We start from the raw sequence: 18,489 nt of genomic DNA, 5'->3' as shown, positions 1-18,489 counted from the left end.
TTAGAGGAATTGCCACAAGATACGATAAGCTAAAACGTAACTATCAAAGCGCTGTTGCTTTAGCTTGTATATTTATATGGTTGCCTCTTTAGCTCAATTTATCGGCTGTAAATGTCAACACACCCTATTCCAATTTTAATTATCTAATTTATTTTCTATGCCCAAAAGGGCAGCATTATTGTATAGCGAAGTAAAAAAAGGTCAAATATTAGACATGGCTAAGTCATCAAATATTCCTTAGCCATGCTGCACTGTGGTCTGTTATTTATGTAATTTACGATACTCTTTAGGGCGCATTGGACGACTGGCTTTCCACAAACCTTTCTTTTGTTTACGTGCTTTGCTTTGTAAATTCATCATATAGTGCAAATGCTTTTGGTCACGGATGTATTCTTCGTAAACCCACGCAGCACCACGTTTTACCATTTCTTCATTCATGCATTTACGATAGCGATAAATAACCCCAACGCAGCGGCCATAACGGTCTACATCAGTGATTTTTACGCGAACAAATTTCTTGTAAACCATGGATTTGATCAGTCGAGCGGACTCTTTACCGTAGGCTTGTGTCGATTCTGGCGCAGCCACATAAGCAAAGCGAAGTTTGGTTTTAGAACGTCTTAGATTCATCCGATAGCAGGTGAGGGTGTCGCCATCACTAATATCAGATACACGACAGAGGTAAGATTTTCCTTTCTTAAAAGGTTGGAAAAAATCCTTTAAGAAAATGGTGACTTTATAAAGAACATAGACTGTGATCAGGCACAATACTGCACCTAAAGCCATGAGCCAATTTGTGGAGAGATTTGAAAGCATACATAATGATATGAACGAAGTCATATCGCATAAAAACAGGAGTTTAGATTTTATAAGAACTCATGATTTATGGCTGTCGAATAAACCGGCGGTCAGTTAAAAATACATTAAATAATCAGCATTTGATCTATAAATATACAGCAAGTTTCATCACGCAGAATTAAATCTAAATCCATGTGAATAGCCTAAGCAAGCTGATATATCATCATAAAATAGCCTAAGCAAAAATTTTAGAAATTTGGCTTCGCAAAAAAACATGCCGCGAATTTAATTCCAAATCATTATGCCAATACATCCCTAGTTTAATTTTCGGCAAGTCTACAGGTACATCAAAAATATTCAGTTCGGGAGCAACCTGTAAATGCGTCAAAATATTTTGCGGAATCGTTAATATTGCCTTGGGTTGCTGTGCCAAAATTTGTAGCGCAGTAGAGTAATGCTGACAGCGTAAAAAAATCTCTCTAGAGTGTTTTTTACGATTTAAATAAATATCTTCAACTAATACACCTGCACGTCGGGAAGAAACCCCAATGTGAGGAGCAGAAAGATAAATAGATTCATCCATCTTAGGATGTTGACTACAAACCACGAATTGGTCTTCAACCAAGGTTTGAAAATTTATTTTTTCACCAAAGTTTTGCTCAAGGTCAATCGCAAAATCGATTTGCTGTGCAGCAAGATCAGCCACAATGGTTTTACGGTCTAATTTAATACTGGAAAATTGGATCTGAAACTGCTGCTGTTGAAAGTGTTCAACTAACTTAGGAAAAATAATCGGTTCAATTTCATCATGTACCGCAATTTTTAGGCTCTGCACCATCGACGGAGTAAATTGTTGTTTTTGGATAGAAATGCTTTGAATCGCAATAAGCGCATTTTTAATTACTGGATAGATCTGCTCGGCAAATGGGGTCGGAAGCATTTTCGCCCCAGCACGTACAAATAAGTCATCTTGTAAATGTTGTCTTAAACGTTGAAGTGCATGACTCGCTGCAGACTGAGTAATACACAAAATTTGTGCTGCTTTTGAAATGCTTTTTTGTTCATAAATTGCGATATATAGTGGATATAAATTGATATCCATACGGTGGAAAACACCCATATCGATGACTGTGTTTTTATGAATACTATTCATGTTCATCTATTGAATTAAATCATTTTGTTCATATTAGATTTCAGGTTATGGTGTTGTAAAGCGTAAAGAACAGAATATTTAAAGGATGTTGTCATGTTTGAACTTTCAGCACGTGCACAAGATTATATTGAAAGAACAAAAAAATTTATTAAAGATGAAATTGAGCCTGTAGAAACTGAGTTTTGGGCAGAAGTTCATGAGCTGAACCAAGGTGGTGATTGGACCAAATGGCAATGGCCAGCACAGTTAGAGGTTTTAAAAGATAAAGCCAAAGCTGCAGGCTTATGGAATATGTTTTTACCTTGTCCTGAACTTGGGCAAGGCTTATCTGTACAAGAATATGCACACATCGCAGAACTTTCAGGCCGTAGCTTACTTGCACCTACAGTATTCAATTGCAATGCACCTGACAGCGGCAATATGGAAGTGATTTGGCGTTATGGTACCGAAGAACAAAAGCAGCAATGGTTAACACCATTACTAGACGGCACAATCCGTTCAGTATTTTGTATGACAGAACCTGCTGTTGCTTCAAGTGATGCCACCAATATGGAAGCTACGGCTGTCGTTGAAGGCGACGAAATTGTATTGAATGGCCGTAAGTGGTGGTCTTCAGGTTTAGGTGATCCTAATGCCAAAATCATTATTTTTATGGCGCATACACCAGATGAAAGCAAAGACCGTCATCATCAGCATTCTATGGTTTTAGTACCTGTTGAAACTGCTGGAGTCAAAATAGAACGTATGCTTCCGGTCTTTGGCGACTATGATGCGCCACATGGACATGGTGAAATTAGCTTCACAAATGTTCGTGTTCCTGTTGCAAACTTCATTGGCGGCGCAGGTCAAGGTTTTGAAATTGCACAAGGTCGTTTAGGCCCAGGCCGTATTCATCATTGTATGCGTTGTATTGGTGCTGCCGAAAAATCGCTAGAACTGATGATTGACCGCGGTATGAGCCGTACTGCTTTTGGTAAAGAAATTTTAAAACTCGGTGGCAATTTAGAACGCGTAGCAGAAGCACGTGTTGCGATTGATCAGGCACGTTTACTGACCCTTTATGCAGCATATAAAATGGATACTCTAGGGAATATGGCTGCATTAACCGAGATTTCTGCAATTAAAGTAGTTGCGCCGAGTGTCTTAGAAAAAGTTGTCGATATGGCGATTCAAATCCACGGTGGTGCTGGGGTTTCTCGAGATACACCGCTCACAGGTTTCTTTGCGCAAGCACGTTCACTACGTCTAGCTGATGGCCCTGATGAAGTGCATAAAGGCATGATTGCAAAATTAGAGTTGGCAAAGCGCGGTTACAACAGCCGCAGTAAAAAATAAACAAGTTGTAGTCACATATTTGGCATGGCAACCCTGAGTTGTCCATGCTATAAAACTATAGAAAATTATATTTTTATCATCATGATAGATTCAAGTTTAGGAAGAAAAGCATGTCAGTGATCGATGTAGGCGGTTCAGTTCGTGAGGGTGAAGAACTGGATGTACGTGCTGTAGGAAATTGGTTGATTGAACATGGCGTTGAAATAGAAGGGCCTGTAGAAGTCACTCAATATTCAGGTGGCGCATCAAATTGGACTTATCGCTTAAAATACGACAATGCTGATTTAATCTTACGTCGTCCACCGAAAGGTACCAAAGCCAAGTCTGCACATGATATGGCACGTGAATTTAACGTACAGAAAGCATTATCTGAATTTTATCCTGTACTCCCTGAAATGGTGGCGCTATGTCAGGATGAATCAGTGATTGGCTGTGATTTCTACGTGATGAAGCGCGTAGAAGGCATCATTCCACGTGCAAACTTACCCAAAGAATTAAATTTTGATGAAAGCCAAGTTCGAGCGTTATGTACCAACGTCATCGACAAGTTAATTGAACTGCATCAAGTGCCATATGAAGGCACAGCTTTAGAAAAAATAGGCAAGGGCGACGGCTACTGTCGTCGTCAGGTGGAAGGTTGGGACGCACGCTATGAAAAAGCCAAAACCTTAAATGTTCCTTCTTTTAAATATGTCCGTAATTGGCTCAAAGACAATATTCCTGCTGACTCTAAAACCTGTGTAATTCATAACGATTGGCGTTTTGACAACGTCATTTTAGATCCAAATGATCCTACCCAAGTGATTGGCGTATTGGATTGGGAAATGGCAACGCTTGGCGATCCACTGATGGACTTAGGTTCAGCTTTAGCGTATTGGGTTGAAAGTGGCGATAACGCAATTTTTAAAGCGACTCGACGCCAGCCGACTAACTTGAAAGGTATGTTTAGTCGTAAAGAAGTCGTTGAATATTACTTAGAAAAAACTGGTCTACAAACAGACAACTGGACATTTTATGAAGTGTTCGGCATTTTCCGTTTAGCGGTAATTGCACAGCAAATTTATTATCGCTTTTACCACAAACAAACCAATAATCCGGCATTCAAAGATTTTTGGATTGTGATCCATGCTTTACATATTCGTGCATTAAAACTTATTGGTTTGCAAAAACTTGAAGCCAATGATGTGGCACAAAAATATATTGAAAAAATGAAGGATATTTTAGGGAAATGACCACGATATATTTAATTCGGCACGGTCAGGCTTCTTTTGGTGCAGAAAGCTATGACAAACTTTCTCCCAATGGTGAGCTACAGGCTAAGGTGCTGGGACAGTATTTCGACCGTATTTTAAAAGAAAGTCCTTATGTGGTTGCGGGCTCCATGCAACGTCATCAACAAACAGCCAATCTTGCATTGGCTGAATGCTTTCCAGAAGCACAAGTTGATACAGATAACGCGTGGAATGAATTTAATCATCAGCAAGTTTTTGCTCAATATGAACCTCGATTTAACCAACCGCATTTATTAAAAGAAGATGTATCTAAGCATGAAAACCCACGTGCTTATTTATCGAAAATTTTTGAAGGTGCCATTGAGCGTTGGACAGGTGGAGAATTTCATCATGAATATGATGAATCTTGGCCACATTTTAAAAGTCGAGTCGAAACAGCGCTAGAAAAGTTATGCACTCAACTGGCTGAAACCAAACCACGCTATGCTGTTGTGTTTAGTTCAGGTGGAGTGATCTCCGTTGCCGTAGGTAAAATTTTAGGGCTGAGTCCAGAAAAAACATTTGCACTTAATTGGGCCATTGCCAATACCAGTATGACAACACTGCGTTTGGTTGGAAATGAACCGCAATTACTCAGTTTAAATGAACATCATTTTATAAAAGCAGTTGATCCAAATTTATTGACTTGGATCTAAGATAAACAAAGGAATTATCATGGCTAAAACAATTTTAATTACAGGTGCAAGCTCAGGGATTGGTGCAGGAATGGCACGCGAGTTTGCACAAAAAGGCTACAACTTAGCCATTTGTGCACGTCGTTTAGAGCGTCTAGAAACGCTAAAAAATGAACTGGAAAGCCAATATGGCATCAAAGTGATTGCGAAAACCCTCGATGTCACAAATTACGATCAAGTGTTTGAAGTGTTCCGTGCCTTTAAAGCAGATTTTGGCAGTATTGACCGTGTTATTGTCAACGCAGGTATCGGTGAAGGTCGTCGTATTGGTAAAGGCAATTTTGAAATTAACCGTGCCACAGTTGAAACTAACTTTATCTCTGCATTAGCGCAATGTGAAGCTGCGGTTGAAATTTTCCGTAGCCAAAATGCAGGGCATTTGGTTGTGATTTCGTCGATGAGTGCTATGCGTGGTATGCCTAAACATTTAACGGCTTATGGTGCAAGTAAAGCAGGTGTTGCTGCTCTAGCTGAAGGTATTCGTGCAGAGCTGATTGATACCCCAATTAAAGTGACGACTATTTTCCCTGGTTATATTCGTACGGAGATCAATGAAGGTGCGAAAAAACTGCCATTTGAAGTCGATGAAAAAACTGGTTCACATCTTTTAGCAAAAGCCATTGAGAAAGCACCAGTTAAAGCTTATGTACCACAATGGCCTTGGTTGCCTTTAGGTCTTGCGATGAAAGTATTGCCGTTGAAGATCGTGAATAAATTGGGTTAAACCTTTATGTAATAATAAAGCTCCAATATTGGGGCTTTTTTATTCTCAAATGATATTCACAACCTTCTGAAGGTTAAAATGAATACAGAAAACCTGTGATGAAAAGACAGTAAAAGCAGCCGATTTTGCAAAGAAAAAATGGAGTAATTACTCAGATTATTTATAAATAAGATATTGAAAATAAATAAAATGTTGAATATTTGAACAGACGATGATTTGTACTCAAAATAGCGATTTCCTTTTTTTTAATTTGCTTTAATGTACAACTGTTCATTAATTTTTAGGTTTGTACTATGTCTATGTCTTCCGATATGACAGATCAACAGCGAATTAACAAAGTCAGAACTGTCGTAACGAAAGCTGGTGAAGACTTACGTCAGCAGTATCCCATTTTAAAACATCAAAACTTTATTGGCGCTTCCATCCTTATTTTTGCGCTACTGGGAATGTTGGGTTCAGCTTGGGCGTTTGCCGTTGGCATTTTACCGGCATGGGCTTGTGTGATTTTGGTGGCGATGTTTGCTTCACTGACACATGAATTAGAACATGACCTGATTCATTATATGTATTTTAAAAAGACGCCGTGGGCTCACCATCTCATGTTGGCCTTGGTGTGGTTAGCACGTCCGAATACTATTAGTCCTTGGGCACGTCGTCGTTTGCACCTCAATCATCATAAGTATTCAGGTTCAGAATACGATTTGGAAGAACGGGGCATTAGTAATGGCATGCCGTGGGGTTTACGTCGTATATTGGTCATTAGCGATCAATTGATGACGGTTTATTTGCGCCCATTTCAAATGTTCAAGATGATTAGGACATTCATTGAAAAACAGCCTGAAAAAGAACGTAAAACTGCATTCTTCTCTCAGCTGACTGGTTTTTTTCCTTTAAGTTTTGTTTATTACGGCATTTGGTATGTATTTGTCATTTATCATGTGGTGAATGGAATTGCTCCGATGTTAGGGCAAAGTATTAGTTGGTCAGTCAATTTAGTGAAATTAATTCCAACGATTAATTTTCTAGCTGTGGTTTGGATTATTCCGAACTTTATACGCTCTTTCTGCTTGCAATTTATCAGCTCAAATATGCATTATTATGGTGATATTGACCCACGCGATGTCATTAAACAAACTCAGGTGTTAAATCCGTGGTGGTTGTTCCCAATGCAATTATTTTGCTTTAACTTTGGTTCGACCCATGCCATCCACCATTTTGTGGTCAAAGAGCCGTTTTATATTCGTCATCTAACCGCAAAAACTGCACACCAAGTCATGCGTGAGGTTGGTGTACGTTTCAATGATTTTGGAACCTTTAAACGCATAAACCGCTGGAATTAAATCAGTACCATCTTCAAAAAAAGCCCTCAATTGAGGGCTTTTTTATGATCTAAACGTTTATAAACTACTTTTGCGCAAAAAAATGTTTGAGTGCATCTTGCAAGGCAACTTGCCATACCGCGTAGGAATGTCCGCCTATATACGATTTGTAATGTACATCATGACCTTTATTTTTTAAGTCGGCTGCAACAATAGGCGAAGTCTCTAAAATACTCAGTTCATTATTATTGCGTGAGCTTTCATAACTATTAGCAGTAATAAACCAATGCTGTTTAGGTTGCGAGGTTTTATCACGAATGATTTTACTCATGCCATTTGGGAGGTCTGTCGCTTCATTTTGCCACCAAAATGATCCAGATAAAGGTACGACGTGACTAATTTGATTTGGATTTTCTAAGGCTAAATAAGCTGAACTTAAACCGCCAAGACTTGACCTAAGTAGTACCGTTTTCTTCGAATCGACTTTTGCAGGTGCATTTTTTTGAATCCAAGGCTTCAGTTCATCACTAAAAAATGCTGAAAATTTAGTATTTGGTGTTAATTCTTTCGGTCGTTCCTGATCGTTCGGTGGAGAAACAAAAATGGCTTGAATTGGCGGTAACTGACCTTGCTCAACTAATATATCTAATGCCTTTGGAACATTCAGCAACTCGTTATATTGCTGACCATCAAAAAATATAGCGGTGATATAGCTTTGATTTTTCTTAGCTTTAGATTGGTAAATTTGGATTTTACGTGAGTTATTCAAAATTTTGCTGTGTAGAACAAACTCTTGTAATTGGGGTTGTTTTACATTTGGATATTGTTTTGGATCAATAAATGGCGGGGCATCTTTAAGCGCCGCAAAATTTTCATTACGTAAACCTGATGTGTCATCACTTGCGAGATAAGTGTTTTTGTTGAAAGGATCGATGCGTTGTACTTGTATCACAGCACGACGCTGCGTTCTTGATTCTTTAAGTTTAGGATTCAGATGCGGACAATAATTTGACAGATAACCTTATAAGTTCGGTAAGTCGACAGCAAAGCTATAACTGCCAATATAACGATGATCAATAATCGATTCTTTAAACCAAATATCGGTATTTGGTAGGCGTGTTAACCATTCATGGTCATTACTTGGGCCACCAATAAGGCGTACATTATGCTGCGCACCTTTCCATAAAAAAATTATACGGTCATGTTTTTCATCATAGTTTTCAATGATTGGTGTACCTATAAGCTCTACACGCTTCCAAAAATCTTCAAGAATTTGAGCATGTTGTTTTGGATTTTGATTTAACTGATGTTGTAGGTTTAATAATATTTGGCTTTGCGCTTTGACATCTTCACATGCAGCAGCATAAGGGAAATGTTTTTTTTCTGTTGTATCGGTTAAAGCGGGTAAGTTTTGAGTTTGGGCAAAAGCAGAAGAAACAGCAAAGCTCATAGAACAAGCCAAAAAAAGTAGGGAAAGTTTTTTCATTGAAATAATAAAATAGGTAGAATGAAATCAGATAAATGATAATCATTATTAATATAAAAAACTAGCAATATGCCGCAGAATGGTGCTTTTAAAAAAAGAAAATGTAGAAAAATAACAATAGAGTCAATGCTTTGTTTTTTAAAATAATTAAAATAATGCAGTCGACAAGCTTTAATTCATTACCCAAATATTATGCTACTCAAAGTATCAACACTGCTGCTGTTACCTGCATTACTGATCCAAGGTTACCGTGTGAAAAAAAATACCCCACGTTTAGCAGAACCGGTGGGAGAGCGCTGTGGAATGATTGGTCAGGGTAATCGGCCATTATCGCTATTAATACTAGGTGATTCAGCAGCAGCAGGAGTCGGCGTCGAGCACCAGTCAGATGCATTATTGGGACAATTGCTTAAAATTTTATCGCCTGATTATCAAGTTCACTATTGCCTTGAAGCCACAACGGGGCATAACAGCCAGCAAATCATCAATGCTTTGGACAATGTCACTACGCAGAACTTTGATGTCGTGATCAGCTCTGTTGGTGTCAATGATGTCACAGCTTTAAAACAGCCAGACCAATGGTTGAAGCTCCAGCAGCGTTTATATCAAGCTGTCGAGGAAAGGTTTCATCCACAGCTATTGATCATTTCAGGTGTGCCACCAATGAATGAGTTTCCAGCTTTACCGTTTCCATTGTCATGGTTGTTTGGACAATATTCGCAAAAGATGAATGCGCTTTTAAAAAATTATGTTAATACTCAAGCGAATATGAGATTAATTCAATACGATTTACACGAGTATCGTGAAAAAAAATTAAAAATGGCCAAAGACGGCTTTCACCCGAGTAAAGAAATTTATCAGTTATGGGCTGAAAAAATAGCGAAACATATCACTGAACAATTTTCATAGATAATATATGATTCAATCACTTGGTGAAGTTACATCTATATGAGTAAAGATATTTCAGACGTGAATCCGCAAATCGAAACGCATCCTTTAGCGCCATTTTTGCCATCAAATGGGAAACTCTTGATGCTAGGGAGTTTTCCGCCACCCAAAACACGCTGGAAAATGGATTTTTATTATCCAAATTTTCAAAATGACATGTGGAAAATCTTTGGCCTATGTTTTTTTCAGGATAAAAATCATTTTCTCAATCTAGAGAGCAAAACTTTTAAAGAACAGCGCATTCGAGATTTTTTAAATGAAATAGGCATAGGCATTTTTGATACGGCCTATCAAGTGATTCGTTTGAAAGGCAATGCATCAGACAAGTTTTTACAGCTCCATCAGCCAACCGATATTGCGAAGCTGCTTCAAAAAATGCCGAATTGCCACAGTATTATGACGACGGGAGACAAGGCGACTGATACTTTGATGCTCTCGATGCCAGAAAATACTGAAAAACCACACATTGGGCATGCTGTTCGTACCGAATTTGCAGGCAGAGATTTGACTTTATACCGCATGCCATCATCATCTAGGGCTTATCCACTGGCACTGGAAAAAAAAGCAGAAGCGTATAGTAAATTATTTAAAGAAATTGACTTACTATAAGAAAGCTTTGGTGTAATCTTTTATCAATGGTTGCTTTCCTTAGAAAGATGATTTAGGCATCATTGCAGGATATTGTACCCATTTGAAGTCATGTACAGAAAAATCACGCACTTGATGAAAATTATTCCAAATTAGGCGGCTACCTTTAGTCCATTTTAATGCCTTAATTCTTTGTTGAACCAAAGCGAATTCTGTTTCACTTGCTGGCCGTAACTCACCAATTTCAGCATATAGGCGTATCCCTGGATATTCTTGAAATTGACCATTGATTAATGATTTTAGCCAAAAGACTTTGCTGCTATTTATCGCTTGTATGCAGGCTTTTGGATTCATTGTTAAATTATCCCGCAGTGACGCTGAATAAGTATCAAAGAAGAAACCTGAAAAGGTTGATTCATGTAAAAATAAAGTGCCAATTGGGGTGATTGTTGGTTGGTAATTTTGATCAACCGTAGCAATCGAGCAATGCATAGACGCACGTTGGGCATTTGCAACGACTTTACGAATTTGAGTCCAATTCTGATGATTCATGATTTTGCCTTTTTTATTATTGTCTATGCATATCACTCTATCAGAGTTTTTCACTATTTTTGTGCTAAACAATGGCAATGAACTGGTCATTCATGCCACTGTATTTGCTTTAAAATTAGGCAATTTAAAAAATATTTAAGCGTACTTTTTAGCTAGAACAACACAGCTCACTACAGCTAAAGATACCGCAATCATCAGTAGGCTAATCTGTTCATTTAATAATACGGCGCACAGCATAAGGCCAATAAAGGGCTGTACTAGCTGGATTTGACCGACTTTGGCAATTCCACCCAAAGCTAAGCCTTTGTACCAAAAAAAGAAGCCGATTAACATGCTGAACAATGACACATACGCTAAGCCAATATATGCGCTGAGAGGAATATGTTGAAAATCGTTTGGGAAATAGAGCCAGCAGAGTGGCAGCATCAGTGGCAAAGCAATGATTAAAGCCCAGCAAATGACCTGCCATCCACCTAAAGCTCTAGACAGTACGCCACCTTCGGCATAGCCCAATCCGCAGAGCAGAACAGCAATAATCATATAGATGTCACCGAGAGAAATTCCTTTAACACCAGATTGATGTAGCATGAAAAAGATGACTAAAGCACTGCCTGCACCTGCAAACAGCCAAAAGGCATTTTTAGGCATTTCTTTGGCACGTAGCACTGCAAAAAAAGCCGTGGCCAATGGTAGTAAAGCTACAAAAATTAAAGAGTGAGCCGCAGTTTCTGTTTGTAAAGTCAGTGCCGTAAATAATGGAAAACCAATGACAACACCTGTTGAAACAATACATAAGGATTTAATTTACAGCATAGATGGCTTAGGCTGCTTTAAAACGAATAAAAGTATCAATGCTAAAATAGCTGCAATACAGGCGCGAGCGCCTGTCAGAAATTCGGGGCTAAAGCCTTGAACGGCAACACGGGTTGCAGGCATAGAACCTGCAAAAATAACAACGCCAATAAAACCGTTGAGCCAGCCCTGATGAACTTCTTTGAGGTCAAATTGCATGTTCATTCCATATTTTTGGTCTAAAGATATGTAATAAAATTTATACCGTACTGTATGACTGAAATAGATACAGTCAAATACAATTAAAAAGAACTGTTATGGATAAAATACCCATACAATTTGCATCTATAGCCATCTTTGAATAAGCTGTAAAGCCAAGATTTAGAACGATTAATAGACTGAACTGTCAATTAATAAGTTCAAAGTGTGTCGTAATATTTCACTAAAGCTGCATGAATAAGGAAATGAAAAGATGACAAAAATCGAATGGGTCATGCAGCAAGTCCAAACACTGATCGATCAGAAACAGCTTTCTGAAGGCTGCCGCATTCCTTCGGTACGTCAATTTTCCCAACAGTTGGGCTGTTCGGTTTCAACTGTTGTAGAAGCCTATGCACGGTTGGTCAGTAGTGGTGTATTGGAGTCAAGAATTGGAGCTGGATATTATGTCTGCAAACGTTCTACTGCAAATGTTTTATTAAGTGAGCATGCTATTGAATATAACCGAGAGGTCGATCCGTTGTGGATTTCACGCCAATCGCTAGATGCTCATGAAGGTATGCTGATTCCCGGTTGCGGCTGGCTGCCAAAAGAATGGATGCCAGAGCAGACTTTACGTAAAGCCTTAAAAACGGCTGCTAAATCTGATAGCAGTTTCTTAATAGATTATTCGGCGCCACACGGTCATACAAATTTACGCCGCTATATTGCTCGTAAAGGTGAGGTTTATGATGTAATGCTTAATTTGAAGCAGATTTTCATTAGTGATTCTGTAACACATTCTATTGATCTGATTTTTCGGCATTTACTTAAAACTGGTGATACGGTTCTGATCGATGATCCATGTTACTTTAATTTTAGTGCACTGATTAAGGCACATGGGCTGAATTACATTACAGTACCGTATGGCAAAAATGGTCCAGATGTAGAAGTATTTAAGCAAGTGCTGCAGTTTCAGCCCAAAATCTATTTAACCAACTCAGGCATACACAACCCAACTGGTGCAGCACTTTCTATGCAAACGGCATTTGAAATTGCTAAATTGGCAGAGCAAAGTGGATTAATAATCGTTGAAGATGATATTTTTGCCGAATTTGAGTATCTATATGCGCCACGTTATTTAACTTTACTGGGTTTAAAGCAAGTAATTCAAATTGGCAGTTTTACCAAAACGCTTTCTGCTGCTGTGCGCTGTGGTTATATCATTGCTCACGAATCAATAATTGATCAGCTGATTGATTTGAATATTGCAACCCATTTTAATACCAGTCATTTAAATGCAGAGATTATTTATCAAGCCCTTATGGACAGTAGTTATATAAGGCATATTGAATGGGTCAAAAAACAGCTACAAAAACACATGATGGATACCATAAAGAAACTTGCAGATCTAGACATTCATCCAGTCGTTATGCCCAAAGCTGGCATTTTTTTATGGTGTCAATTACCTGCAAATATTGATGCAGCACAGCTATCAAAAAGCTGTTTGACGCAAGGTATCATTCTTGCACCAGGCAATTCATTCAGCTCAGCACAGAACGCAGGGCAATACATGCGTTTTAATGTCGCGCAGTGCATCGACAAAAAAGTATTTGATGTTTTGCAGCAGTGTCTGAATGAGCTGAAATTGCAAGATACAGCTTAACTAAAAAATGATGCAGATTTCAGGTCTGTGATTGATTACCTTTTTTAAGGCCAAACAGTTTTTCAGGCGAGGCATTAACCATCATATTCAACATAATCCCAAAGGTTTAAACGCGCTTTAATTTCTTTGCGAATATTCGGCAGCATAGGTAGTAAAGTGCCATCGATCCATAAACTCAATGTCTGAGATGAAACTTTTTTGTTTGCATCATCTACAATTTGCGCGCCTTTCACGATCACCAAAGTTTCTTCGCTAGCTGCAGTTTCAATGCCTTTAAATAAAAGCTGTAATTCATGACCTGTATCTTGAATTAACCATTCCAACTCAATTTGAATATTGTGATTAGATTTAAGTACAGCTTGGCCTTCAATCATTTCATTGTCAGATAAACAGTCATGCTCAACCCGAACTTTCGACAAAAACCATTCTTGATGACCCAGTTCAGGAAGTGTCATAAAAGGCGTTAAAATATCACTTAAATTAAATTGGCGGCTTAAATCAAAAAATTGCATTAGAAAACTTTAGGAGGAGATAAAACAAAATAAGCGGTGGATGTTAAAGCATCATCAAGTGTGAGTAAAACCTTTGCTTTTATTGAGATATTTTATGTATAAATAGCATTCAATCTATCTAAATTAAGTCTAAGAAAATGAATTGCGAAAATAATATTCACATAAATGATGTGCACAGCCCCATAGACTTAAAAGATCCAATCGAAGCTAAACAATGGGCTGTTGAAGTCAATCTTAAACGTCCATGGCGTTATGACATCTTTCAAATGTATGTTGACTCTATTTTGGCTTTCAACCCGAATGCGCACGTGCTTGAACTCGGTTCAGGCCCAGGCTATTTGGCTGAGTTTTTAATCAATCATTGTCCAAATATTCACTACACTGCATTTGATTTCTCCGAAGCTATGCATGACTTGGCAAAAGGAAAACTAAGTGCAGCGCAACGCTTAAAATGCAATTTTATAACTGGGGATTTCAAACAATCTGCTTGGGAAGAATCACTTCAGTTTAATCAAAACAGCACCTTTGATGTGATTTTTATTCATCAGGCCTTACATGAATTGAGACATAAGGCGTATGCAGCAGAGTTTCATCGGACTGTAAAAAAGTTGTTAAATACACAAGGCGTGTATTTTGTATGTGATCATTTATATGCACCACATGCACAGCAAAATCATGAGTTGTATATGTCAGTTGAGGAACATTTAGCTGCGCTGAAAGCAGCCAAATATGGGCAAGTGGAATTTCTTGGCGAAATCAATGGCTTGGTTGTTTTCAAAAGCCAGCACTCATATGAACGAGACTGACTAAGACCGTTTTTGACTTGATCGAACTTTTCAGATTATTTCAATAAATAGCCTCGATGAGGAAAATTTAATCATTTAGCAGTGCATTGTCATTACATCATCCATTCAATCGGGAGGTATGACACTGCTTTTATGCTAAATCTTTGGAATCGAGTTGTTTCTGGTTCATGAATATAGGTTTTGATTTTTCCATTTTTTTGATGCTCTAACCAAATGATTTCGCCGTTTTTATCCAGTTTTAGCTCATATGCAATTTGCGGTAAGTATTGGTTTAATGCGGCAGAAATATCGTTTTGTAATCGATCAGATTTAACGACTAGACCAACTTCCGAATTTAAATTTGCGGAACGTGGATCAAAGTTAAACGATCCAATAAACACCATTCCGTCGATATCGAAAAATTTTGCATGCAAACTAGAGGCATTTTTGCCTTTTGCAGGGATGATATTTCCCGTCATGACCTCATACCATGTGCGTTTTGAACGCTCTATATAAGGTTTAAATTCATATAGTTTCACGCCATTTTCGAGTAAATCTTTGCGATATTTTTGATAAAACGCATGAACGACAGCGACGTCATTGGCTAAAAATGAATTGGTTAACACACGGACTTCTACATTTTTGCCTGCAAGACCCGTCAAAAAGTCAGTTCCTTGTTGCGTGGGAACAAAATAAGCTGAAACCAATTCCATACGTTCCTTGGGCTGTCCCATCAAAGTAGAAAATTGGTTATAAATTAATTCTTGCTCTTTAGCCTCACCACGAATTTTATTCGGACTATCCGCAATGAAATGTGCTTCGGCCCAATTCACCGGTATTAGTTTAAGCTGAGCCGCCAGTTGTTGCTGTGCATAGTTAATGCGCTGTTGATCTTTAGTCAACGTTGTAGAGTTTTCTTGGTATTGTTGTCTTAATTGACTTAATTCTTCTTTTGTACCTGCACCAATCCATTGCTGAACAGAATAACTTAAATCATCATTCCAAAAGTTCAAAAACACCTGATTGGCTTGTTGAATAGCTTCGCCATAGAAAAGGATATCCAAATCTGTAAATTGAAAACTTTCACTGGCATCAAAATATTCATTACTGATGTTACGACCACCAGTTACGCCCATAAAACCATCGGCAATAATTAATTTATTATGCATACGCTGGTTAATGTGCTTTAAGCGAAATGCATAATCAATGACACGTAAATTTCTGAATTTATAGGGATTAAACAGTTTGATTGAAATGTTGGGATGAGCTGAAAGGGATTGTAAGGTCGGATCGAGTTTCGTCCCGTTTTGATCATCAATTAGTAGCCTGACTTTTACCCCACGGTCAGCGGCATGCAGTAATTCTTGAAACATCAGATGCCCAATAGCATCATTTTCCCAAATATAATATTGCAAATCGATGGTGTATTTTGCATTTCGAATCAAATGTAGGCGAGAAGCAATGCTTAAGAAGGCATCATCTAATGCTAAATAAGCCGTTTGTTTTTGTTCTAATTTTTCTAAATCCGTAGCAGACGTAATCCATTTTTCTGCATGTGATTGTATAGGGACATCTTTTTTTGACTGATTGCTAGGTAAGCTGCATCCAGTTAATAGGCTGATGGAAACAGTTAAACCGACAGTACAACTTATTTCACGTAATTGTATCATTCGAATAGCATTAATCATTCCTTGAAAAATTCATCATAACATCATGTTTTAAGGTTGTATCTAGGCTTAAAAAGAGGTTACTGTAACTCATCTGTTAATATAAGCCATACAGGATGTTTTTAGACATGAAATCACGTGCAGCCGTTGCTTTTGGACCGGGTCAGCCTTTAGAAATTGTTGAAATTGATGTGGCACCACCTAAAGCAGGTGAGGTTTTAGTCAAAATTAGCCATACAGGTGTGTGTCATACAGATGCATTTACATTGTCAGGTGATGATCCTGAAGGCGTATTTCCAGCAATTTTAGGGCATGAAGGTGCAGGTGTTGTGGTTGAAGTCGGTGAAGGTGTGACTTCAGTGCAACCAGGTGATCATGTTATTCCACTTTATACCGCAGAATGTGGTGAATGTTTATTCTGTCAATCGGGTAAAACAAATCTTTGTGTATCTGTACGAGCGACACAAGGGAAAGGTTTAATGCCGGATGGCACAACACGTTTTTCGTATAATGGTCAGCCGATTTATCACTATATGGGCTGTTCAACATTCTCTGAATATACTGTGGTTGCAGAAGTGTCTTTGGCAAAAATTAACCCTGAAGCGAACCACGAACATGTATGTTTGTTGGGTTGCGGCGTAACAACAGGCCTTGGTGCAGTTAAAAATACCGCTAAAGTTCAGGAAGGTGACTCAGTTGCAGTCTTTGGTTTAGGTGGTATTGGTTTGGCTGTGGTACAAGGTGCTAAAAAAGCCAAAGCAGGTCGTATCATTGCCGTAGATACCAATCCTGACAAATTCAAACTGGCTGAAGAATTTGGCGCTACAGATTTTGTTAATCCAAAAGATTATGAACGTCCTGTACAGGAAGTGATTGTAGAAATGACGGGCTGGGGCGTCGACCATTCATTTGAATGTATTGGCAATACCAATGTGATGCGCTCTGCTTTGGAATGTGCTCACCGTGGTTGGGGTCAATCTGTGATTATTGGTGTGGCAGGTGCAGGTCAAGAAATTTCAACCCGTCCATTCCAATTGGTTACTGGTCGTACTTGGAAAGGCACTGCATTCGGTGGTGTTAAAGGTCGTTCACAATTACCGGGTATGGTAGAAGAAGCCATGTCAGGTGAGATCAAACTTGAACCATTCGTGACCCATACCATGGGGTTGGATAAAATCAATGAAGCGTTTGATTTAATGCATGAAGGTAAATCAATTCGCTCTGTTGTGCATTTTGAAGACTAAACATTGATTTAAATATTATTGATTTATCTACTAATCATTAAATATTAATGCGTTAACTTTCACTGTTTTAAAAACTAGGCTTTGGCCTAGTTTTTTTTATTTGTGTTGTTACGACAAATCAGAACTTCAAATTTGGATTTGCAAAAAGTGACAGATTGTTAGACATAAAATGATAAAAAATGCCAAATGATAGATTTTGTCCCGAATTCACATGGTGGGGAATTAGCACTAAACTTAATGTAAGCATAATTTAAAAAACAAATGTATATTAATGCATTATCCGAGGCAAAAGATGCGCTCTGCTTTGGAATGTGCTCACCGTGGTTGGGGTCAATCTGTGATTATTGGTGTGGCAGGTGCAGGTCAAGAAATTTCAACCCGTCCATTCCAATTGGTTACTGGTCGTACTTGGAAAGGCACTGCATTCGGTGGTGTTAAAGGTCGTTCACAATTACCGGGTATGGTAGAAGAAGCCATGTCAGGTGAGATCAAACTTGAACCATTCGTGACCCATACCATGGGGTTGGATAAAATCAATGAAGCGTTTGATTTAATGCATGAAGGTAAATCAATTCGCTCTGTTGTGCATTTTGAAGACTAAACATTGATTTAAATATTATTGATTTATCTACTAGGGTCTGTTGACATTTGTTGATTAAAAAAATAGCGAGATAGTAAAATTAAATCGCCAAACCCAATTTTACACTCGCTATGCCTCGAACAATGCTAAATGATCAACACTGGTCCAAGTTACTT

Annotated in this window: 17 protein-coding genes and 3 pseudogenes; 12 read left to right on the top strand and 8 right to left on the bottom strand. The window is 38.3% G+C overall.

The genetic code is table 11. The annotated features are described in order from the left end of the window. Positions 1–92, top strand: a pseudogene (locus tag FTV37_RS15320) (IS5/IS1182 family transposase); the annotation flags it as partial. Positions 93–261: 169 nt separating this feature from the next. On the opposite strand, the gene FTV37_RS15315 reads toward FTV37_RS15320, so the two are convergent. Continuing rightward, the gene (locus FTV37_RS15315; protein WP_180064220.1) at positions 262–816 is read right to left on the bottom strand and encodes a thermonuclease family protein; all 555 of its coding nucleotides are present in this window, start codon (positions 814–816) and stop codon (positions 262–264) included. Positions 817–1,033: 217 nt separating this feature from the next. Further along, the gene (locus FTV37_RS15310; RefSeq protein WP_180059601.1) at positions 1,034–1,951 is read right to left on the bottom strand and encodes a LysR family transcriptional regulator; all 918 of its coding nucleotides are present in this window, start codon (positions 1,949–1,951) and stop codon (positions 1,034–1,036) included. Between the two features lie 93 nt (positions 1,952–2,044). Here FTV37_RS15310 and FTV37_RS15305 point away from each other — a divergent pair, with 93 nt between their 5' ends. The 5 genes from FTV37_RS15305 (at position 2,045) to FTV37_RS15285 (ending at position 7,316) form a co-directional block, all read left to right on the top strand. Further along, entirely contained in the window at positions 2,045–3,286 is a 1,242-nt protein-coding gene (locus FTV37_RS15305) for an acyl-CoA dehydrogenase family protein (RefSeq protein ID WP_180064219.1), read from the top strand. Between the two features lie 110 nt (positions 3,287–3,396). Continuing rightward, positions 3,397–4,518, top strand: a complete 1,122-nt coding sequence (locus tag FTV37_RS15300) for a phosphotransferase family protein (RefSeq protein ID WP_168377545.1) — start codon at positions 3,397–3,399, stop codon at positions 4,516–4,518. Continuing rightward, positions 4,515–5,213 (top strand): histidine phosphatase family protein, encoded by a 699-nt coding sequence (locus tag FTV37_RS15295; RefSeq protein ID WP_078193820.1) that lies wholly within the window; start codon positions 4,515–4,517, stop codon positions 5,211–5,213. The genes FTV37_RS15300 and FTV37_RS15295 overlap by 4 nt, the downstream gene beginning before the upstream one ends. Before the next feature lie 19 nt (positions 5,214–5,232). Then, positions 5,233–5,976 (top strand): SDR family oxidoreductase, encoded by a 744-nt coding sequence (locus tag FTV37_RS15290; RefSeq protein WP_180007792.1) that lies wholly within the window; start codon positions 5,233–5,235, stop codon positions 5,974–5,976. Positions 5,977–6,269: 293 nt separating this feature from the next. After that, the gene (locus FTV37_RS15285; RefSeq protein WP_180064218.1) at positions 6,270–7,316 is read left to right on the top strand and encodes a fatty acid desaturase; all 1,047 of its coding nucleotides are present in this window, start codon (positions 6,270–6,272) and stop codon (positions 7,314–7,316) included. Between the two features lie 64 nt (positions 7,317–7,380). On the opposite strand, the gene FTV37_RS17955 is transcribed toward FTV37_RS15285, so the two are convergent. Both FTV37_RS17955 and FTV37_RS17950 read right to left on the bottom strand, forming a co-directional pair. Continuing rightward, a complete protein-coding gene (locus FTV37_RS17955) occupies positions 7,381–8,247 on the bottom strand; it encodes an alpha/beta hydrolase (protein WP_373683588.1) in 867 nt (288 codons plus the stop codon). Between the two features lie 69 nt (positions 8,248–8,316). Next, positions 8,317–8,745: an enterochelin esterase domain-containing protein gene (locus tag FTV37_RS17950; RefSeq protein WP_257224359.1), complete on the bottom strand. Its 429-nt coding sequence runs from the start codon at positions 8,743–8,745 to the stop codon at positions 8,317–8,319. Positions 8,746–8,973: 228 nt separating this feature from the next. Between FTV37_RS17950 and FTV37_RS15275 the strand changes: the two genes are divergently transcribed. Next, positions 8,974–9,690: an SGNH/GDSL hydrolase family protein gene (locus tag FTV37_RS15275; RefSeq protein WP_180064217.1), complete on the top strand. Its 717-nt coding sequence runs from the start codon at positions 8,974–8,976 to the stop codon at positions 9,688–9,690. Between the two features lie 39 nt (positions 9,691–9,729). Continuing rightward, positions 9,730–10,338, top strand: coding sequence for a uracil-DNA glycosylase family protein (locus FTV37_RS15270; RefSeq protein ID WP_180064216.1), 609 nt, complete (start codon positions 9,730–9,732; stop codon positions 10,336–10,338). A 39-nt stretch (positions 10,339–10,377) separates the two neighbouring features. Here the strand turns inward: FTV37_RS15270 and FTV37_RS15265 are convergent, their stop codons facing one another. Both FTV37_RS15265 and FTV37_RS15260 read right to left on the bottom strand, forming a co-directional pair. Beyond that, positions 10,378–10,872: a pyridoxamine 5'-phosphate oxidase family protein gene (locus FTV37_RS15265; protein ID WP_180064222.1), complete on the bottom strand. Its 495-nt coding sequence runs from the start codon at positions 10,870–10,872 to the stop codon at positions 10,378–10,380. 132 nt (positions 10,873–11,004) lie between these two features. Next, positions 11,005–11,880, bottom strand: a pseudogene (locus tag FTV37_RS15260) (DMT family transporter). 253 nt (positions 11,881–12,133) lie between these two features. Here FTV37_RS15260 and FTV37_RS15255 point away from each other — a divergent pair. Next, the gene (locus FTV37_RS15255) at positions 12,134–13,525 is read left to right on the top strand and encodes a PLP-dependent aminotransferase family protein (protein WP_180064215.1); all 1,392 of its coding nucleotides are present in this window, start codon (positions 12,134–12,136) and stop codon (positions 13,523–13,525) included. 74 nt (positions 13,526–13,599) lie between these two features. Here the strand turns inward: FTV37_RS15255 and FTV37_RS15250 are convergent, their stop codons facing one another. Next, on the bottom strand, positions 13,600–14,037 hold the full coding sequence (locus tag FTV37_RS15250) for a hypothetical protein (protein ID WP_180064214.1): 438 nt from the start codon (positions 14,035–14,037) through the stop codon (positions 13,600–13,602). A gap of 137 nt (positions 14,038–14,174) precedes the next feature. On the opposite strand from FTV37_RS15250, the gene FTV37_RS15245 reads away from it, so the two are divergent. Beyond that, on the top strand, positions 14,175–14,843 hold the full coding sequence (locus tag FTV37_RS15245) for a class I SAM-dependent methyltransferase (RefSeq protein ID WP_218947625.1): 669 nt from the start codon (positions 14,175–14,177) through the stop codon (positions 14,841–14,843). A 92-nt stretch (positions 14,844–14,935) separates the two neighbouring features. Here FTV37_RS15245 and FTV37_RS15240 read toward each other — a convergent pair whose 3' ends face one another. Next, complete coding sequence (locus FTV37_RS15240) at positions 14,936–16,492, bottom strand: phospholipase D family protein (RefSeq protein WP_180064213.1); 1,557 nt, start codon at positions 16,490–16,492, stop codon at positions 14,936–14,938. Positions 16,493–16,617: 125 nt separating this feature from the next. On the opposite strand from FTV37_RS15240, the gene FTV37_RS15235 reads away from it, so the two are divergent. Both FTV37_RS15235 and FTV37_RS15230 read left to right on the top strand, forming a co-directional pair. Beyond that, entirely contained in the window at positions 16,618–17,733 is a 1,116-nt protein-coding gene (locus tag FTV37_RS15235; RefSeq protein ID WP_180040330.1) for an S-(hydroxymethyl)glutathione dehydrogenase/class III alcohol dehydrogenase, read from the top strand. A 292-nt stretch (positions 17,734–18,025) separates the two neighbouring features. Then, positions 18,026–18,334 (top strand): annotated as a pseudogene (locus FTV37_RS15230) (S-(hydroxymethyl)glutathione dehydrogenase); the annotation flags it as partial. Between the last annotated feature and the right edge of the window lie 155 nt (positions 18,335–18,489).

Origin of the sequence: Acinetobacter sp. YH16042, from assembly GCF_013417245.1 — a bacterium.
Lineage (GTDB): Bacteria > Pseudomonadota > Gammaproteobacteria > Pseudomonadales > Moraxellaceae > Acinetobacter > Acinetobacter amyesii.
Note: the sequence above shows the minus strand (reverse complement) of the source record. Positions and strands in the feature narration are given on the sequence as shown.